This is a genomic window from Mycetocola lacteus, assembly GCF_003667575.1.
GTDB lineage: Bacteria > Actinomycetota > Actinomycetes > Actinomycetales > Microbacteriaceae > Mycetocola > Mycetocola lacteus.
Map to the genome: position 1 here is coordinate 82,531 of NZ_RCUY01000016.1, position 16,413 is coordinate 98,943.

General features: G+C 65.2%; 15 protein-coding genes, 1 tRNA gene and 1 pseudogene. 10 read left to right on the top strand and 7 right to left on the bottom strand.

From position 1 onward, the window contains the following. Window positions 1-68 precede the first annotated feature (68 nt). Window positions 69-2,603, bottom strand: a complete 2,535-nt coding sequence (locus D9V34_RS17045) for an immunoglobulin-like domain-containing protein (RefSeq protein WP_121689663.1) — start codon at window positions 2,601-2,603, stop codon at window positions 69-71. A gap of 328 nt (window positions 2,604-2,931) precedes the next feature. Here D9V34_RS17045 and D9V34_RS17050 point away from each other — a divergent pair, with 328 nt between their 5' ends. Further along, window positions 2,932-3,453, top strand: coding sequence for a hypothetical protein (locus tag D9V34_RS17050; RefSeq protein WP_121689664.1), 522 nt, complete (start codon window positions 2,932-2,934; stop codon window positions 3,451-3,453). On the opposite strand, the gene D9V34_RS17055 is transcribed toward D9V34_RS17050, so the two are convergent. Beyond that, window positions 3,450-4,472 carry an NADP-dependent oxidoreductase gene (locus D9V34_RS17055; protein WP_121689665.1) on the bottom strand — a complete coding sequence of 341 codons (1,023 nt, stop codon included), beginning with the start codon at window positions 4,470-4,472 and terminating at the stop codon, window positions 3,450-3,452. The genes D9V34_RS17050 and D9V34_RS17055 overlap by 4 nt on opposite strands. 77 nt (window positions 4,473-4,549) lie before the next feature. On the opposite strand from D9V34_RS17055, the gene D9V34_RS17060 reads away from it, so the two are divergent. Beyond that, complete coding sequence (locus D9V34_RS17060; RefSeq protein ID WP_183092029.1) at window positions 4,550-5,146, top strand: TetR/AcrR family transcriptional regulator; 597 nt, start codon at window positions 4,550-4,552, stop codon at window positions 5,144-5,146. A gap of 21 nt (window positions 5,147-5,167) precedes the next feature. Here the strand turns inward: D9V34_RS17060 and D9V34_RS17065 are convergent, their stop codons facing one another. Next, window positions 5,168-5,707, bottom strand: a complete 540-nt coding sequence (locus D9V34_RS17065; protein ID WP_183092030.1) for a TetR/AcrR family transcriptional regulator — start codon at window positions 5,705-5,707, stop codon at window positions 5,168-5,170. Between the two features lie 127 nt (window positions 5,708-5,834). Between D9V34_RS17065 and D9V34_RS17070 the strand changes: the two genes are divergently transcribed. Next, window positions 5,835-6,299 (top strand): nuclear transport factor 2 family protein, encoded by a 465-nt coding sequence (locus tag D9V34_RS17070; protein ID WP_121689668.1) that lies wholly within the window; start codon window positions 5,835-5,837, stop codon window positions 6,297-6,299. A gap of 41 nt (window positions 6,300-6,340) precedes the next feature. After that, window positions 6,341-7,603: a low temperature requirement protein A gene (locus D9V34_RS17075; RefSeq protein ID WP_220700620.1), complete on the top strand. Its 1,263-nt coding sequence runs from the start codon at window positions 6,341-6,343 to the stop codon at window positions 7,601-7,603. A 93-nt stretch (window positions 7,604-7,696) separates the two neighbouring features. On the opposite strand, the gene D9V34_RS17080 is transcribed toward D9V34_RS17075, so the two are convergent. Next, window positions 7,697-8,776, bottom strand: coding sequence for a lipocalin-like domain-containing protein (locus tag D9V34_RS17080; RefSeq protein ID WP_121689669.1), 1,080 nt, complete (start codon window positions 8,774-8,776; stop codon window positions 7,697-7,699). Between the two features lie 99 nt (window positions 8,777-8,875). Next, entirely contained in the window at window positions 8,876-9,442 is a 567-nt protein-coding gene (locus D9V34_RS17085; protein WP_183092031.1) for a TetR/AcrR family transcriptional regulator, read from the bottom strand. Between the two features lie 78 nt (window positions 9,443-9,520). On the opposite strand from D9V34_RS17085, the pseudogene D9V34_RS18325 reads away from it, so the two are divergent. Beyond that, window positions 9,521-9,712, top strand: a pseudogene (locus tag D9V34_RS18325) (NAD(P)H-dependent oxidoreductase); the annotation flags it as partial. Between the two features lie 22 nt (window positions 9,713-9,734). Beyond that, entirely contained in the window at window positions 9,735-9,956 is a 222-nt protein-coding gene (locus tag D9V34_RS18220; protein WP_245992072.1) for a hypothetical protein, read from the top strand. Window positions 9,957-10,023: 67 nt separating this feature from the next. On the opposite strand, the gene D9V34_RS17095 is transcribed toward D9V34_RS18220, so the two are convergent. Further along, window positions 10,024-10,099, bottom strand: a tRNA-Thr gene (locus D9V34_RS17095). A 109-nt stretch (window positions 10,100-10,208) separates the two neighbouring features. Here D9V34_RS17095 and dacB point away from each other — a divergent pair. From dacB to D9V34_RS17110, 3 genes are all read left to right on the top strand, one after another. Continuing rightward, window positions 10,209-11,657 (top strand): D-alanyl-D-alanine carboxypeptidase/D-alanyl-D-alanine endopeptidase, encoded by a 1,449-nt coding sequence (gene dacB, locus D9V34_RS17100; protein WP_121689671.1) that lies wholly within the window; start codon window positions 10,209-10,211, stop codon window positions 11,655-11,657. A gap of 105 nt (window positions 11,658-11,762) precedes the next feature. Then, a complete protein-coding gene (locus D9V34_RS17105) occupies window positions 11,763-12,386 on the top strand; it encodes an isochorismatase family protein (RefSeq protein WP_121689672.1) in 624 nt (207 codons plus the stop codon). A 161-nt stretch (window positions 12,387-12,547) separates the two neighbouring features. Continuing rightward, on the top strand, window positions 12,548-14,728 hold the full coding sequence (locus D9V34_RS17110) for an MMPL family transporter (protein ID WP_245992075.1): 2,181 nt from the start codon (window positions 12,548-12,550) through the stop codon (window positions 14,726-14,728). Between the two features lie 49 nt (window positions 14,729-14,777). Here D9V34_RS17110 and D9V34_RS17115 read toward each other — a convergent pair whose 3' ends face one another. Then, the gene (locus tag D9V34_RS17115; RefSeq protein ID WP_121689682.1) at window positions 14,778-15,614 is read right to left on the bottom strand and encodes an alpha/beta fold hydrolase; all 837 of its coding nucleotides are present in this window, start codon (window positions 15,612-15,614) and stop codon (window positions 14,778-14,780) included. A gap of 95 nt (window positions 15,615-15,709) precedes the next feature. Here D9V34_RS17115 and D9V34_RS17120 point away from each other — a divergent pair, with 95 nt between their 5' ends. Then, window positions 15,710-16,273, top strand: coding sequence for a TetR/AcrR family transcriptional regulator (locus D9V34_RS17120; RefSeq protein ID WP_121689673.1), 564 nt, complete (start codon window positions 15,710-15,712; stop codon window positions 16,271-16,273). The last annotated feature ends 140 nt before the right edge of the window (window positions 16,274-16,413 follow it).

Here is a 16,413-nt window from a genome sequence, read left to right on the forward strand (position 1 = left end):
CTTCGGGGGTAAACGGTGGTAACCGCGGGCTCGAAATGTTCTCGAGCCCGCGGTCACCGACGGGGATACTAGGCGGCGTTTTCGCGTCGCATGAAGCGGATCACGGCACCCATGATCAGCAGCAGCGCGGCACCACCGGCCAGCGGGAGTGTCAGGTCAAAACCGGTGTGGGCGAGGTTCTCGCCGTGGCCGGCGGCCGCACCGGCCGACGCCGACGGGGTTGCCGAGGAGGTGGCACCCGGCGTCGCCGAGGCAGACGGGGTGCTGCCCGGCTGAGTGGGGTCGGTGCCGGGCTCGGTCGGGTCGGTTCCCGGGGTGGTCGGATCCGTGCCCGGGGTGGTCGGGTCGGTGCCCGGCTCGGTCGGGTTCGGGGTCGGCTCTGCGGCGGCCAGGACGGTGATGGTCCGGGTGAAGGTCGCCTCGTTGCCCGCGGCGTCGGTCACCGTGTACACCAGGGTGTAGACGCCGGGAACCCTGGTGTTCACCGATCCGGAGACGGTGATCTTCGAGGAAACATCGCCATCCTCCTGATCGAAGGCGGTGATCCCGGCCATCGGGTCAAAGTCCTCACCCGCGTGAATCTCGGATTCGGTCGGGGCGGTGATCACCGGGGCCGCGGTGTCCACGCGCTTCAGGGTGACCGAGTCGACCACGCTGTTCACGGGCTTCTCGTCGCCGAAGGCCTGGCTGCGCATGGTCTTGACGGTGATGGCGTTGCGGGTGATGTCGATCGAGGAGTAGTTACGAACCTTCTCCTGGTTGATGACCGAGGCCCACCAGGCGGTGGGGTTGGTGACGTTGTAGTACTTGGAACCACTGGCCGAGTTGGCGGTCACGTACAGGACCTCACCCGGGTTGGCGGTCACCTGGGGTGCGGCGGCGGCCTCATCGGGGTTTGCGACCACGCCATCCTTGATCAGGTAGGTGCGGGTGTAGGAGTGGTCGTGACCCTGCAGAACCAGGTCCACGCCGAGGTCGGAGATGACCTTGGGCAGCGCGGCGCGCAGGTTGATGATCTGCGAGCTATTCCAGTGCGAGGCTACCGAGTAGATCGAGTGGTGGAAGGCCACAACCTTCCAGGTTGCCTTGTCGCCCTGCTCGGCGACGGTCTTGCGCAGGAACGCCTCGTGGGCGGCGTAGTCGCTGCTGTTGGAGTTCAGCACCATGAACAGGACACCCTTGTGCATGAACCAGTAGTCGCCGCCCGAGGAGGTGGCCGAGGTGGCCTTGCCGGCGTTGGGGTCGAGGTTGGGAACGTTGTAGTGCTGTTCGTAGGCCTTGGATCCGACGTCGTGGTTTCCGTTGACCGGAACCAGCGGGATCGAGCGCAGCTGCTCGGGAGCGAGGAAGGACTCGTACTGTGCCTCGTTGGCGGCGGTCTCGACCTGGTCGCCGGCGGAGAAGAGCATCTCGGCGTTGGGGTGAGCGGCCTGAGCTACGTTGATGGTGTCTACCCAGCCGGCCTCGTCGTTCTTGGTGTTGCCGGAGGCACCGATCTGCGGGTCGCCGAAGAACAGGAAGTTGTAGTCACCCGAGAAGGACTGGGTGCGGAACGAGTAGGTCTTGGACCAGCCGTTTGCGTCGCTGCCGACCCGGTACACGTACTCGGTGTTCTCGGTCAGGCCGGTGATGTCGGCGAAGCGGTTGTATTCCTTGCTGGTGGTCTGGGCACCCTTCGCGGGGAAGGTGCTGGCGACGGCGGCGGGGAAGTCGGCACCGGTCTGCGCGGCGCGGGTGGCGACCTGGGCCACCTGGGCGGTGTCGATGTCCGAGTACCAGGCGAGGCCGCGACCGGACTCGTTGGAACCGACACTCAGCACGATGTCGCTGAGCTTGGCGGGGGCCGCGGAGTCCGAGGGTGCGGGGGTCGAGGTGGGCTCGGGGGCCGCGGCGACCAGCGAGGTCAGGTCGAAGTAGATGTCGGAGCTGGCGGCACGGTCCTGGTACAGCGCCACGGCGATGGTGTTTTCGCCGGCCTTGAGGGCGGTGGCGGGGACGGTGAATTCGCGGGTCACCGGGTCACCGGCGTTGACACCCGCGTACATCAGGTTGCGCTCGGCCTCGGGGGCCGCCTCGATCTTCGCATCGGATTCCTCGACCAGTCCGGCAACCTTGGTGCCGTTGACAAAGATCTGGACGGCGTCATCGAAGGTGACGTTTCCGGTGAGCTTGGCGGTACCGGCGAGCTGCTGTGCGCTGAGCTGGAAGCTGGAGCGGAAGTGGTAGGTCTTGACATCCGGTGCGGCAACGCCGTCGATGTACTGGTTGAGCAGCGTCGACGCGGTGTACGGGCCGATGCCGGTGGCCTTGCCGTTCTTGGCGCCGAAGCTTCCGGCGGCACTCTTCCAGGCGGTGTCGTTGAAGCCGGCGCGGGTCCACACCAGGCGATCCGCGCTGCCTTCGGCGGGATCGGTGTTGTTTTCCGAGTAGCGCCAGGTGGTTGCGCTGGTCATCAGCGGGGCCTCCGGGGCGGCGACCGCGGCGGTTGCGCCGACGGTTGCCAGTCCGGCCAGAAGCGAGAACGCGCCGAGGGTGGCGAGTGCGCGACGGGCGCGTCCGGGACGACGCGAGCCGGGAAGGCTCTCGTGCGTGGGGGTGTCCATTTCAATCTCCAGGTGTGAGGGAATGTGCGCACGGGGCGGGGTTCCCCGGCATCTCGTGGAGGCTAACGATCGGGAGTTGAATGGGGATGAACGGCGGGTGACCCGCCAGTCCGAAAACTGGGAATCTGCCCCCTAAAAGGGCTAAGTAATCGCCGGGGTCATGCGGATGCTCGGAGTTTGCCGGAAGTTAACCCTGAATTCGGTGCGCCCGTTCGGTGCGTCGGTTCACCCTGAGCTTCGTTATGTTTTCTCGGCCGAGGCCGACTACCAAACACTCGTTCTCAGACACCGGCCGCATGTGATCCGGGAAACGAGCAAGGATGGGGCTATGCGTACATGGTTTGGTTTTGGTTCGACTCGGTCAGGCGTTCGTTCGGGCACCGCGCTCGCCGCGGCGGGCATTCTCTTGCTGACGGGATGTGCGACCGGACCCAAGCCCGACGCAACCGCCGAGTCCTCGCCGACCGCGACGCCCGACGCCCGAGTGGTTTCCGAGCCGCCAGTGGATCCGGCCGCGACCGAATCGCCCGAGGTCCCCGCTACCTCCGGTGAGCGCCGGGTCGAGTTCACGGTGACCGGCGATGCCGGCACCGCGCTGATCCGCAACGTAGTGGTCCGCACCGAAACCGATGCGGATGTCGATGCCACCACGCGCGCCCTGCCGTGGAGCGAGTCCACGACGCTGAGTGCCGCGGATGCTGGGGCGTTCCACAAGCTGGTGCTCTTCGCCAAGAACTTCGACGGTTCCCGCGGTAACCTCACCTGCGAGATCAGGATCGACGGTGAGATCGTGGCCACGCAGCACACCAGCGGGTACCAGCCGGTGACCTGCCTGTACCTTTCGCGCTAGCTCACCTCGGGGAACTCGATCACCACCTTGCCCTTGGCTCGGCGTGATTCCAGTCGGGCAAACGCGTCGGCATAGTGCTCCACGGTGAACACGCTGTCGATGGTGAGGCGCAGGCTACCCGCATCCACCAGCTGAGCGAGCTCGGCTAGGCCGCGCCCATCGGGGTACATGAAGAGAAACTCGTAGCGCGCGCCGAGTTGTCGTGCTCGTGCCCGAACGGAACGGCTCCGCCAGCGCAGCACCGTGCTCACGAGGAATCTGCGAATGCCACCCAGGTCTCGATCCACGCTCCCCGGCGTGACCGGACCGCTGATCGACACCACGCGGCCGCCGGGAGCAATCGCCTCGAGTGCGTCCTCCAGGCCCGGTCCGCCCACCATGTCGAAGATCGCGGCATACTTTTCGGCCCGGTCCGAGACCCGCTGGGTGCGATAGTTGATGACCTGGTCCGCGCCCATCGACCGGACCAGGGCCTCGCCGTGCTCCGAGGCCGTGGTGGTCACATGGGCACCGCGCAGTTTGGCAAGCTGGATGGCCAGGAGGCCCACCCCTCCCGCGCCGCCGGTAATGAGAAGCCGTTCCCCGGGCTGGACATTGAGGAAGCGCTCGCCGAGGGCCTGCTGCGCGGTAAGTCCGGCCAGGGGGAGGGCGGCTGCGGTGGTTGCCGGAACCGTGCGCGGGGCTTGGGCGACCAGGCTCTGGTCAACCGCCACCCACTCGCCGAGGGCGCCGAGGCGGAGTTTGTCCACCCGAGTGAGGACGCGATCGCCCGCCGCAAAGTGGGTCACCGCGGAGCCGACCGCGGCGACCGTCCCGGCGAGCTCATTCCCGGCCACCTGGGGGAAGACGTAGCCGCCGAGGGCCCGAGTTGTTCCCGCGCGTTGAATCGCGTCGATGGGGTTGAGCCCGACGGCGCGGGTGCGAATCAGCACCTCGCTTGGGCCCGGGGTCGGGGCCGTGACCTCGGTAAGGGCCGTGACCTCGGGTCCTCCGTGCCGGGTGTAGACGACTGCACGCATGTTTGTTTCTCTCCTGTCGACCGCGGCACCCTTCGTGAGCACTGCTAACATTAACCAGGATAGAGGAGATGTTAGCGATGTCAACATTAGGTACCACGCCCTACCATCGGGATGCGCTCAAGGAGCAACTCATCGCGATCGCCGCCGACCGGGTGGATGCCGGTGAACGAGATGTCTCGCTGCGCGAAATTGCCCGGACCGCGGGTGTTTCCACCGCCGCCCCCTATCGTCATTTCTCGGATCGAGGGGACCTACTGCTCCATGTGGCGGCGCGCGGGTTTGATGCATTGACGGCCGCACTCACCGCGGTCCCGGGTGAACCCGCGGATCTGGCTGCATTGGCCACGGCATACGTTGAATTCGCCCGCGCCTTTCCCGGTCGCTATGAGCTCATGTTCAGTCGGCCGTGCGCGGGGAGTGAGCTTGTCCATGAAAGCTCGGCCCGCACGATGGCGGCATTTGTCGAGCGGGCGGGTCTCGATGGGCAGGACCCGTCGGTCGCGCTCGCCTACTGGTCACTCGTTCACGGGCTGACAGGCCTGTTGGCTGCGGGCAAGGTTCGGGCGCTTCCGGGCGCCCCTGTCGCGGCTGTCGCGGGGAAGGATGGCGATGTGCGCGAGGATGCGGCGGTGCGCGCGGTGATTGCCGCGGTTGTGAGCGTGATGCGCGGCTAAGCTCGCTGTTTTCTCGGTCGCCTAGTCTCGAATGCCGCGCAGGACGATGGCCCCGAGGGTGCGCGCCTGCTGCTGCCAGTCACTGTCGGGGTTCATCTGCCACAGGCCGGCTAGTGCCAGCAGGACATCGTGCGGATCGGTGCCCGCGCGCACGGTGCCCTGTTCGATCGCCGCATTCAGGAGGAGGGTGAGTGCGCCGGCAATCTGGTTGTAGACCTCGGCAAAGTGCGCATCGCTGGAGTAGGCGGCGGCCTGGAGGGCGTCGGCGAGCCCGCGCTTGGTCATTGCGTACCGGGCGAGCCGGTCGATCCACAGTCTCAGGGCAGCATCCGCCGTATGCTCGGCGAGGTATTCGCTTGCGCTGGCGGCGACACTGTCAACCTCGTGCTGGTAGACCGCGAGGGTGAGGGCCTCGATGGTGGGGAAGTTGCGGTGCAGGGTGGCGTTGCCCACGCCCGCGCGCTGTGCGATCGCATTCATCGAAATCTGCCCGGATTCGGCCAGGGCACGGGTCGCGGCGCCGAGAATGGCGTCGCGATTTTGCCGCGCGTCGGCGCGCAACTTGGGGCTGTTTTCGGGAATGGTGAACTCCAGGCTTGCTAAGTGGGGAACTGTCCACTTATGCTGTAAAGGTAAGTGGACAGTTCCCCACTCTATCAAGTGGGCCCAGAATAAACCAGGAGTAACCGTGTCAATTCATACCGAAATCAGCCCCGCCGAAGCCGCCGACCGTCTGGCCATCCGCGAGCTCTTCGACGCCTACGCCACCGCCGCCGACCGCCGGGATGCCGAGGGGCAGAAGGCGCTGTTCGCCGAGAACAGCCGCTTTATCGTGTTCATGGATGGCCCCGGCAGTGAGGCCAGCTATGCCCTCGATGGACGCGAAGCGCTGACCCCGGTATTCGCCGACCTGAACCGCTATGAGGCCACCACCCACTTCAACGGTCAGAGCACCGTCACCCTGAGCGGCGACTCGGCGACCGGCGAGAGCTACACCCTGGCGCACCACCTGTACACCGAGGACGGCGTGCGCACCATCATGATCGCCTCGCTGCGCTACCTCGACACGTTCACCAAAATTGATGGTGTCTGGTACTTCGCCGAGCGTAATCTCGTTGTTGACTGGACCGAAACCCGCCCGTCGGCAGCCTAGTCACAAGCATCAAGAACGGTTGGGACATTTTGGGGGAGCGCATGAGCGACGCGACAACGAGCGAACAAAACACCCGTGCAGGTTTTGGCCTGCAGCGCATGCTGGGACGGGACCCCGGTCAGCGTGGTCGCGTCGCCACCCCGCTCGAACTCCTGTTTGACCTGACCTTTGTGGTTGCCTTCGGCCAGGCGGGGAACCTGCTGGCTCACCTGCTGGCCGAGGGTCATACCACCGCGGCGATCGGCGGTTTCGCCTACGCGATCTGCGCGATCGTGTTTGCCTGGATCAACTTCACCTGGTTCGCCTCGGCCTTTGACACCGATGACTGGGCCTTCCGGGTCACCACCATGGTGCAGATGGTTGGGGTCCTGGTGCTGGCCCTGGGCCTGCCGGCGATGTTCCACTCGATCGATGTGGGGCACGGCCTGGATAACGGAGTCATGGTTGCCGGCTACGTGATCATGCGGATCGCGATGATTGTGCAGTGGTTGCGCGCGGCGAAGCACGATCCGCGCTATCGCAAGGCGAGTCTGGCGAACGCGGTGTTTATTACCGTGGCTCAGATCGGCTGGGTTGCCCTGATCTTCGCCGATCCAACGGTCACCGTGATTCTGATCTGCTCGATGCTGCTGTTCGCGCTGGAATTTGGCGGGCCGCTGATTATCCAGCACCGCGAGGGCGGCACCCCCTGGCATGCGCACCACATCGCCGAGCGCTACGGGCTGCTGGCGATTATCGCGCTGGGGGAGGGCCTGATCGGCACGATCGCCTCGGTTTCGGCGGTGCTGGAAACCCAGGGGTGGACCCTGGAGGCCGTGCTGCTGGCCCTCGCCGGCACCGGACTGACCTTTGCCCTGTGGTGGGCCTACTTTGTGGCACCGTCGGGTGAGGTGCTGCATCATCACCGTGAGCGCGGCCTGCTCTGGGGCTACGGGCACATCGCAATCTTCGCCTCGATCGCCGCGGTGGGTGCGGGCCTACATGTGGCCGCCTATGTGGTGGAGGGCGAGGCGACAATCGGGCCTGTCGGTGCCCTGTTGGCCACCGCGATTCCGGTGGCGGTGTTCCTGATCGGCGACTTCCTGCTGCACAGCTATCTGATTCGCCAGTTTGACCCGTTCTACATTTGGCTGCTCCTGGGATCCTGCGTTGCGTTGGCCCTCGCGGTGTACTCGGCCGCGCTCGGTGTCTCGATCGGCTGGAGCCTGCTCCTGGTGGTGCTGGCCCCGGTGATCGTGATCGTCGGCTACGAGGTGGGTGGGCATCAGCGCCTGGCCAACAGCCTGGATCGCGCACTCGGATAGCCGCGATTGCCCCGAGCCGAATGCTCAGGGCAATTGTGCGTTGTCATCCCGAGGGCTACGGCGCAGGCACGCGGCTCGGGCGTTGTTTTGACGTTAGCGAGCGTGCCCGAAATACATCAGTTCCCAGATCGCCGGACGCGTGTGTTCTTCAACCAGGGTGTCGCCACGGAAATGCTGTACGCCGCAGGTGCCGGTGAAGCGCAGGTATGCTCCGTCGAAACGGACCACCTTCGCCGCGAGCCGCTTCACTCCCGTGATTCCGTCAATCATGCGCTCGCGGGTGAGGTCTCGCTCGCGGGTAAACGAGACAACGTAGCGGTCATCCCCGTCTTGATAGGTGTAGCGGGTGATCGCAGCAACCGGCTTTTTTGTGTGTTCATCGATGTACACGCCCTCGGTTTCGAAGCTGACATGGCGGGCATCATCGGCGATGATCTCTCCGTCTTTCGCCAGCATGAAGATGGGGATCGCCTCGTAGCCGTAGCGTTCGTGCGCGGTAATGTACGAGGCGATGACCGTGTAGGGGCCGGCTTCTCCGCGTGCCCAATACCAGTCGTGGACGATATCGAGAAGGCTCGCGTTGCCCCAGTTGTGGTCGTGATAGCCGACGCCGGTTGTGGTGTGGGTTTCGCCTTCGACCGCGTAGGTCACCTCGACGGTTCCCTGTGGAACCGAGGGGAGCCAGGAAAACTCCTTCGCTCGGTCTTCACCGAACAGCATGTAGCCGGTTTCGGGACGCCAGGAGGGTACGGTCCCGGTGAGGGTGATGTCCACCGAGATGCCCTCAACGTCCGCGGTAATTCGGTAGGTGTGCAGATCGCCGGTGAATCGGTTGTTGCCGATTTTTACGTCTGCGCCGTTGGGGGACGCCGACCACTGATCCGGCGCAAAGTGCACAATTTTTGTGAAGCTGCGCCCGTCTGCGAGGTCAAGGTTTACCCGGATGATCGGATCGAGCGGATGCTGGGGAGTGCTGAGGTCCTTGTTCATGAACACCACAACGAGTTTTGCCCCGTCTTCGAGGTGGGCGTCAAAGTACCACCACTCATAGGTGCCCGTGCGGTTATCGGTCCGGGCGCCGTCCTCCCAGACGGCGATATTTTTCGGAGACAGGCCAAGACGCGTGTAGTCGGCGGGGGTTCCGGCGGTAACTGCCAGTTTTTGCTGGGACATGGGGTTCCCTTTCTGTTGCAATCGGTATGACGTTGGGGAGGGCGCGAGTGGCCTCAACCGGTGTGCATGGCGAGAGCTCGCTGAGGCGTCCTCTTCGGGTTATGAGGCGAAGCGTCGAACGAGCGTGGTCACCGAGGTGCGCAGTTCATCCGGCCCGGTTCCGGTAGCGAGGTGGGTGAGGATGAGCCCCTGGATGCTGGAACTCAGGATGAGTGCTGTCGCATGATCACCCACGTAGTTCTCCAGGAGATCCGCCAGGTGCCCGTCGAGTTCGCGGATCACGGGGCGGAGGGATTCATCGTGGCTGGACGCGAGGATCATGGCGAATACGGCGACCGTGTCCTGTCGTGATTCCCCGGTGAGTGTCAGCGCGTAGTTGCCGGCGAGCTCGGGGAGGCTGCCGGGGGTCTCGTGATGTGCCTCGACAAGCGCGCGGAACGCGAGTCCGATGCGAGAGCCCGCGTGGTCGAATGCCGACTGGCGCAGCTCCGCGATCCCCGGGAAGTGGTAGGTGACCGAGGCGAGGGAGACCCCTGCCTGCGCGGCAACGGCGCGGTGGGTGAGGAGTCCCGCGCCGCTCTCCGCGATCACGGTGACTGCCGCGTCCAGGAGGAGCTCGCGGCGTGCCTTTCCTCGTTCGAGGCGACCATCTTTTTTCTCGTTCACAACCCGTCCTAACAATCAGTACAAAAGTACTGTAACATTCGATTGGTTCAAAAGAAAGGTCACGATACGAAGGTTTTGATGGTTTTCGACCACCCGTATGGTGCGGACGCATCCGAGAACATCCCACACCGACGCAGCTTTTCGGCGGCAATCGCCGCCGCCGCTCGGCGGGGGCAGGAAAAAGCGAGCCACGAGGTGGATCTGATCGACCTGCACGCGGACGGATTCGATCCGGTCATGCACGAATCCGACCTGGCCGCCTGGCGACAGGCCTCGGTGGTTGATGAGCGGGTTGCGGACTACCAGGCGCGCCTGCGCGCCGCTGACCACCCCGGACCTGGTGTATCGCTGGCTCTTTGGAAACCCGATCACGAAGATTTTGTTCCGGGGAACGTTCCGCAAGATTGGCGTGAAGAATCTGCGCTGGCTGAACCACACCAACCCGGCCGGGAAAACCCCGGAACAGCGGGAGCGGATCCTGCAGCACACCGAGGAGCGATTCGCTGCCCTGTGACTTTCATGCCGGGTGCGGTTAACGCAAAATGCCCGGTAAGCACGTGAGGTTCTTACCAGGCATTCAGTGGAGCCGCCTGCGGGAATCGAACCCGCGACCTTTTCATTACGAGTGAAACGCTCTACCGACTGAGCTAAGGCGGCCGGACGGTGCACACGCACCGTTCCGGGAACGAGCTTAGCGTCTCATCCGGTAATTCAAAAAACGCAACCCCGCGGGCGTCGCAATTTCGCTCCCGATAGGATCGCTTCTATGGACGATCAGCAGACCGAGCCGGACACCTCGACCATCGCCGAACCTCCGCGCAGGGTGTGGTGGCAGCGTCCGCTTCCGCTCGGGCTGCTCGCCGGTGGGCTCGCGCTCGCTGTTATCGCCGCCGGGGCAGTGTCCGGCTCGATCGCCCGAACCCCCGATGCTCCTCGCGCGTCGGCCGAGGCCGCCATCCCGAGCGCCGCTCCCACACCGGAGGTCCCCGAGCGTCCGGTGCCCCAGCAAACGGTGCCGGCATTTGCCCGAACCTGCTCGGTGGAAAACCTGATCCACGACCCTCGTCTGGGCACCTTCCAGGCTCAGGTGTATAACGCCGACACCGGCGAGATCCTCTTTGAGCGCGACCAGGACACCCCGCGCGCGACCGCGAGCTCGATGAAGATTCTCACCGCCGCGGCCGCCCTGAACGTGTTGGGCCCGGAATACCGGGCCACCACGCGGGTCGTGAGCGGCCCTGATGCCGGCACGATCGTACTGGTGGGCGGCGGAGACCTGACCCTCAGCCGCCTGCCCTCCGGGTCCGAACCGGTCTACACCGGTGCCGCCCACCTGGACGACCTGGCCAAGAAGGTCACCGCCGCGCGCACCGCCGCGGGAATCCGTGAGCCGGTGCGCCGAATTCTGCTGGATACCACCTACTTTGGCGGCCCAACCTGGGATCCCAGCTGGCCCGCGACCGAGCGTCGTGCGGGTTGGCTCTCGCATATCACCGCGCTCCAGGTGGATGCCGACCGTGCCGATCCCAAGGTGTTCCTCTCGCCCCGCGGGGAGGACCCGGTGGGCCGGGCCGGAGACGCCTTCGCGGCCTTCTTCCCCGGAGCCTCGACCTCGACGGGGACCGCGGCGGCCGGGGCAACAGAGCTGGCCAGCGTTCAGTCGGCACCGCTCTCGGCTCTCATCCCGCTCATGCTGGTTCCCTCCGATAACACCCTGGCCGAAATGCTGGGTCGGCAGGTAGCGATCAAGATGGGGACCGGCAACACCATGTCTGCCGTCTCGCAGGCGATTCCGGAGGCGCTGAAACCCTATGGGTTGGACACCTCGAACCTGACCATCGCCGACACCTCCGGGATGAGCCCGAAGAACGCGGTCCCCCCGTCGTATCTCGCCGGTCTGTACATGAAGGTTGGAGCGCGCGAGGCGAACCTCGGCTATATCCGGGATGGGCTCGCGGTGGCCGGACAGACCGGCACCCTGGGCTACAGCAATCGTTTCACCGGTCCCAACGCGGTCGCTCGCGGCCACATCTGGGGGAAAACCGGATCGATCACCAGCGCCTATACACTCGGCGGTTTTATCGATGCGGCCGATGGCAGCACACTGACCTTTGTGATCTATGCCACCGGACGGGTGTCCGAATCTGCCCGGCAGGGGATCGATACGGTGGCGACCGCGTTCTACCGCTGCGGCAACTCGCTTTCAAACTACTGACCCGATCCTGGCCTGCCGTGTTTCCGGGACGTAACGCCACGTTTCTGGGCTGGAACCGGAAAGACTTCGCCACTAGGGTGGTATCACCTGGCTGAAGGGGGACACATGTCTCGGGCACTGCTGATCGTTGATGTACAAAACGATTTCACCGAGGGTGGTGCGCTTGCGGTTTCCGGGGGCGCGGCCCTCGCTCGAAACGTGAGTGACCACATCGAGTCCCATCCGGGTGCGTACACACTCGTGGTTGCCTCGCGAGACTGGCACGATGCCACCAACAGCAATGGCGGACACTTCGCCCCGGCGGGGGAGGCTCCGAACTTTGTGACGACCTGGCCGGTGCACTGCGTCGCCGACACCGATGGTGCCGACTACCACCCCGAGTTGCGTCTGCCCGAGCACACCGTGCACGTCTATAAGGGGCGCGGTATCCCGGCGTACTCGCTGTTCGAAGGGGCTGCCGGTGCCAAGAATGCCGCCGACCCGGCCGATACACGAGGCATCCCCGAGCTGTTGCGGGAATCCGGCATCACCGCGGTGGATGTGGTGGGAATCGCCACCGACCACTGCGTCCGAGCCAGCGCGCTGGATGCACTGAGCGCCGAATTCGACGTGCGCGTGCTCACCGACCTGGTTGCGGGAGTCGATGCCGACGCCAGCGCCCGAGCCCTGGATGAGCTGCGCTCTGGTGGCGCGGTCCTTGCCCACTCCGGTGAGGTGACGGACGCGTGAACCCCCGACACGGTTCGGACCGGCCCCTCGATGAGAGGGACCCGAACCGCGAGCCCGATCGCACCCCCACCCATGCGATTCCGATCATCACCCCCGAGATCCTTGCCGCCCACGCGGTAGTTCACGAGGAACCCGTCGCCGCAAAAACTACGGATCGCCCTGTGCCCGGTTCTCGGGTACCGCGCTGGTTGCGGATACTGCTGCCCGCGGTCCTGATCATCCTCTGGGTTGCCGGCGGCGCGATCGGTGGGCCCTACTTTGGCAAGGTCAGCGAGGTCTCCACCAACAACCAGATCAGCTATCTTCCGGCCAGCGCCGACGCGACCAAGGTGGCCGCCGCGCTGCCCGGGTTCAGCGAGTCCGATGCGATTCCCGCGGTCCTGGTGTTCGCCCGGGATTCCGTCCTGAGCGAGGCCGACCGCGCCCTCATCTCCGAGCGTGCGGCCGCGATCAAGGACACCAAGGGCATCTCGGAGACGCCGTCGCCGGCAATCTTTAGCGAGGATGGCAAGGCGGCGACCGTCTTTGTGCCGATCGATAGCGCCGATGCGAGCGATACGGTCTCGGCGCTGCGCACCACACTGTCCAAGGACCTGCCGTCCGGCCTGTCCGCCTATGTCACAGGCCCGGCCGGATTCACCACCGACCTGGTGGGTGCCTTTGCCGGGATCGACGGCCTGCTGCTGTTGGTTGCGCTCGCCGCGGTGTTTGTGATCCTGGTCATCGTCTACCGCTCACCGTTGCTTCCGATCCTGGTCCTGGCGGCCTCGATGTTTGCGCTGTGCACCGCGCTGCTCACCGTGTGGTGGCTGGCCAAGGCGAATATCGTCCTGCTCAATGGGCAGGTGCAGGGGATCCTGTTCATCCTGGTGATCGGTGCCGCCACCGACTATGCCCTGCTGTATGTGTCGCGCTATCGGGAGGCGCTGCGGGATCATCAGTCGCGCTGGGATGCCACGATGGTTGCGCTACGCGGCAGCATCGAACCGATCCTGGCCTCGGGCGGTACCGTGATCGCGGGTCTGCTGTGCCTGCTGCTGAGCGATCTGAACAACAACCGCGCGCTGGGACCGGTGGCCGCCATCGGCATCCTATTCTCGGTACTCTCGGCCCTCACCTTCCTCCCGGCGCTGCTGCTGATGTCGGGGCGAGTCGCGTTCTGGCCGCGAAACACCCGATTCGGCAGTGCCCATCCGGTGCTCGCGGGACCGGACGCCCGCGGATGGTGGCCGAAGGTGGGCCGCGCGGTGACCAAGCGTCCGCGCCTGATCTGGATCGGCTGCACCGTAGTGCTCCTGGCCGCCTGGGTCGGGATCCCGCACCTAAATGCCACCGGCGTTCCGCAGAGCGCGCTGGTTCTCAACGAGTCACCCGCGCGCGACGGGCAGAAGGTGCTCGCCGAGCACTTCCCCGGCGGATCGGGAAGCCCGATTCAGGTGCTGGCCCCCACCGCGCGCGCAGCCGAGGTCATCGAAACCCTCACCAAAAACGACGGCCTGGGCCAGGTGCAGGCGCTCGCCAGTGCCTCCCCGAGTGGAACCGCCGCAGCCACCGTGCAGAACGGGACGGCGGTGTTCACCGCCCCCGGTAATCCGGCCGCGCCGAACACCGTGGAGGCGACCGTCTCCGATGGCCACATCCTGCTTCAGGCCACCCTGAACGCCGAACCCGATTCGGACGCCGCCGAGAAACTGGTGCGCGACCTGCGCACCGAGCTTGATGGTGGCAACGATCCGGTCCGGGTGGGTGGAACAACCGCGACCGCGATCGACACCAACGACGCGGCCACCCACGACCGCAACCTGATCATCCCGATTGTGCTCGTGGTGATCCTGTTGATTCTGATGCTCCTGCTGCGCTCGATCCTGGCCCCGATCATCCTGATCGCCACCGTGGTGCTCTCATTCGGCACGGCGCTCGGCGTTTCCGCCTGGGTGTTTGACGGGGTGTTCAAGTTCCCCGGGGCCGAACCCGCGGTTCCGCTCTACGGGTTTGTGTTCCTGGTGGCACTTGGCATCGACTACAACATCTTCCTAATGACCCGGGTGCGCGAGGAATCCAAGCGCTTCGGCACGAGACCGGGCATCCTGCGCGGGCTCTCGGTCACCGGCGGGGTGATCACCTCGGCGGGTATTGTGCTGGCGGCCACGTTTGCGGCACTCGGGGTGATCCCAATTCTGTTCCTGGCGCAGATCGCCTTCATCGTGGCGTTCGGTGTGCTGTTGGACACCCTGATCGTGCGCTCGCTCCTGGTCCCCGCCCTGGCTTATGACATCGGCCCAAAGATCTGGTGGCCCAGCAAGCTCTCACGCGAACCCAGTCCGCGTGAGGTGACCGAGTAACCACGACGGCCCGGCTTCCCTGGGGAAGCCGGGCCGTTTGGCTGAGTGCCTACCGGTTCAGCCAGGCGAGCATGGCCTCGTTGACCTCGTCGGCGTGGGTCCAGAGCAGGCCGTGCGGTGCACCCTCAATTTCCACGTACTCGGCCGCGGGCAGTGCGGCGGCGAACGCGCGACCGGTTGCCTCGACGGGGAGGATGCGGTCGGCGCTGCCGTGCAGGATCAGGGTCGGCACGGTGATCGCCGGCAGATCGGCGCGGAAGTCGGTGCCCCAGGTAAGCGGTGCGGCGGCAGCGGCGATGAATCCAGCCCCGGCGGCCACGTTCCAGCTGTCGCGGACGGCCTCCTCGCTGATCCGGGACCCGAGGAACTCATCCAGATTGTAGAAGTCGTTGTAGAACGCGGTGAAGTAGGCGAACCGATCGGCACGGACGGTGGCCGACACGTCCTCGAAGAAGCTCGCCGGTACGGCACCGCCGGGGTTGTCCTCGGTCTGGGTCAGGAAGGGTTCAAGCGAACCAAAGAAGCCGGCCTTGGCCACCCGGTCGCTGCCATAGCGAGACAGGTAACGGGCCACCTCGCCGCTGCCCATCGAGAACCCGATCAGGATTGCCCCGCGCAGGTCCAGGGACTCCATCAGCACGTTGAGGTCGGCGGCGAAGGTGTCGTAGTCGTATCCGATTGCGGGCTGGCTCGATCGTCCGAAGCCGCGACGGTCATAGGTGATCACGCGATAGCCGGCGTCCAAGAGCGCAACCGACTGCTTTTCCCAGGACGTTCCCGAAAGGGGGTAACCGTGGATCAGGACCACGGGGGTGCCGGTGCCACGATCCTCATAGTGCAGCTCGATGTCGATGTTGTTTTCGGTGCCGACGGTAATGCGGGCCATGATGTGCTCCTTGGGTTCCGATGCGAGAATGATCATTCTCGCTGCTGAGATCGACTATAGAGAATGATCGTTCTCAATGCAAGTACAATGAATGCATGACCTCCGAATCTGTTGCCGAAACAATCGTCAATACCGCCGATCGGCTCTACTACGAGCGGGGAATTACCGCCGTGGGAATGGCCGAGCTGCGTGATGAGGCCGGGGTGTCGCTGCGCCGCCTCTACTCGGAGTTCCCGGCGAAGGATGCGATTGTGCGTGCGGTGCTGGAAAAGCGGCACCTCCAGTGGAGTGATGGCGTTGAGGCACGTATGTCCGAGGCGGGGACCCCCCGTGAGCGACTCCTGGCCGTCTATGACTACCTGGCAGACTGGTTCTGTGAGGACGGTTTTCGCGGATGTGGATTCATCAATGCCTTTGGGGAGCTCGGGGGAGAGGATGCCGAGGTGCGCCGGATCGTCCGCGAGCACAAGGAGTCGTTCCAGCGTCGATTGGCCGAGATTGTGGACGACCTGGGTGCACCCACGCTTCTGGCGGCACAGCTCGCGCTGCTGGCCGAGGGGGCGCAGACCACCGCGGCCATCGCCGGATCGGGGGAGGCTGCGGGTCAGGCTCGTGCGGCGGCCGAGGTCTTGATCGACCATGCACTGAGTGCCGCCTAGTGATGCTCCCGAAAACATGCGGAAGTGGGGCGCGACACGCCATCAGGCGGGCCGGATTTGCCCGAACCCTGGAACCTGCGTAAAGTAATACTCATCACCCCAAAGGTGCGGCTCGCTAGAGCGGCCGGCCTCAAGCGGAA

What these genes read in the sequence shown, in the direction of transcription:
- D9V34_RS17045 (WP_121689663.1), bottom strand. Translation starts at nt 2,603, where the DNA reads ATGGACACCCCCACGCACGAGAGCCTTCCCGGCTCGCGTCGTCCCGGA.
- D9V34_RS17050 (WP_121689664.1), top strand. Translation starts at nt 2,932, where the DNA reads ATGCGTACATGGTTTGGTTTTGGTTCGACTCGGTCAGGCGTTCGTTCG.
- D9V34_RS17055 (WP_121689665.1), bottom strand. Translation starts at nt 4,472, where the DNA reads ATGCGTGCAGTCGTCTACACCCGGCACGGAGGACCCGAGGTCACGGCC.
- D9V34_RS17060 (WP_183092029.1), top strand. Translation starts at nt 4,550, where the DNA reads ATGTCAACATTAGGTACCACGCCCTACCATCGGGATGCGCTCAAGGAG.
- D9V34_RS17075 (WP_220700620.1), top strand. Translation starts at nt 6,341, where the DNA reads ATGAGCGACGCGACAACGAGCGAACAAAACACCCGTGCAGGTTTTGGC.
- D9V34_RS17080 (WP_121689669.1), bottom strand. Translation starts at nt 8,776, where the DNA reads ATGTCCCAGCAAAAACTGGCAGTTACCGCCGGAACCCCCGCCGACTAC.
- dacB (WP_121689671.1), top strand. Translation starts at nt 10,209, where the DNA reads ATGGACGATCAGCAGACCGAGCCGGACACCTCGACCATCGCCGAACCT.
- D9V34_RS17105 (WP_121689672.1), top strand. Translation starts at nt 11,763, where the DNA reads ATGTCTCGGGCACTGCTGATCGTTGATGTACAAAACGATTTCACCGAG.
- D9V34_RS17115 (WP_121689682.1), bottom strand. Translation starts at nt 15,614, where the DNA reads ATGGCCCGCATTACCGTCGGCACCGAAAACAACATCGACATCGAGCTG.
- D9V34_RS17120 (WP_121689673.1), top strand. Translation starts at nt 15,710, where the DNA reads ATGACCTCCGAATCTGTTGCCGAAACAATCGTCAATACCGCCGATCGG.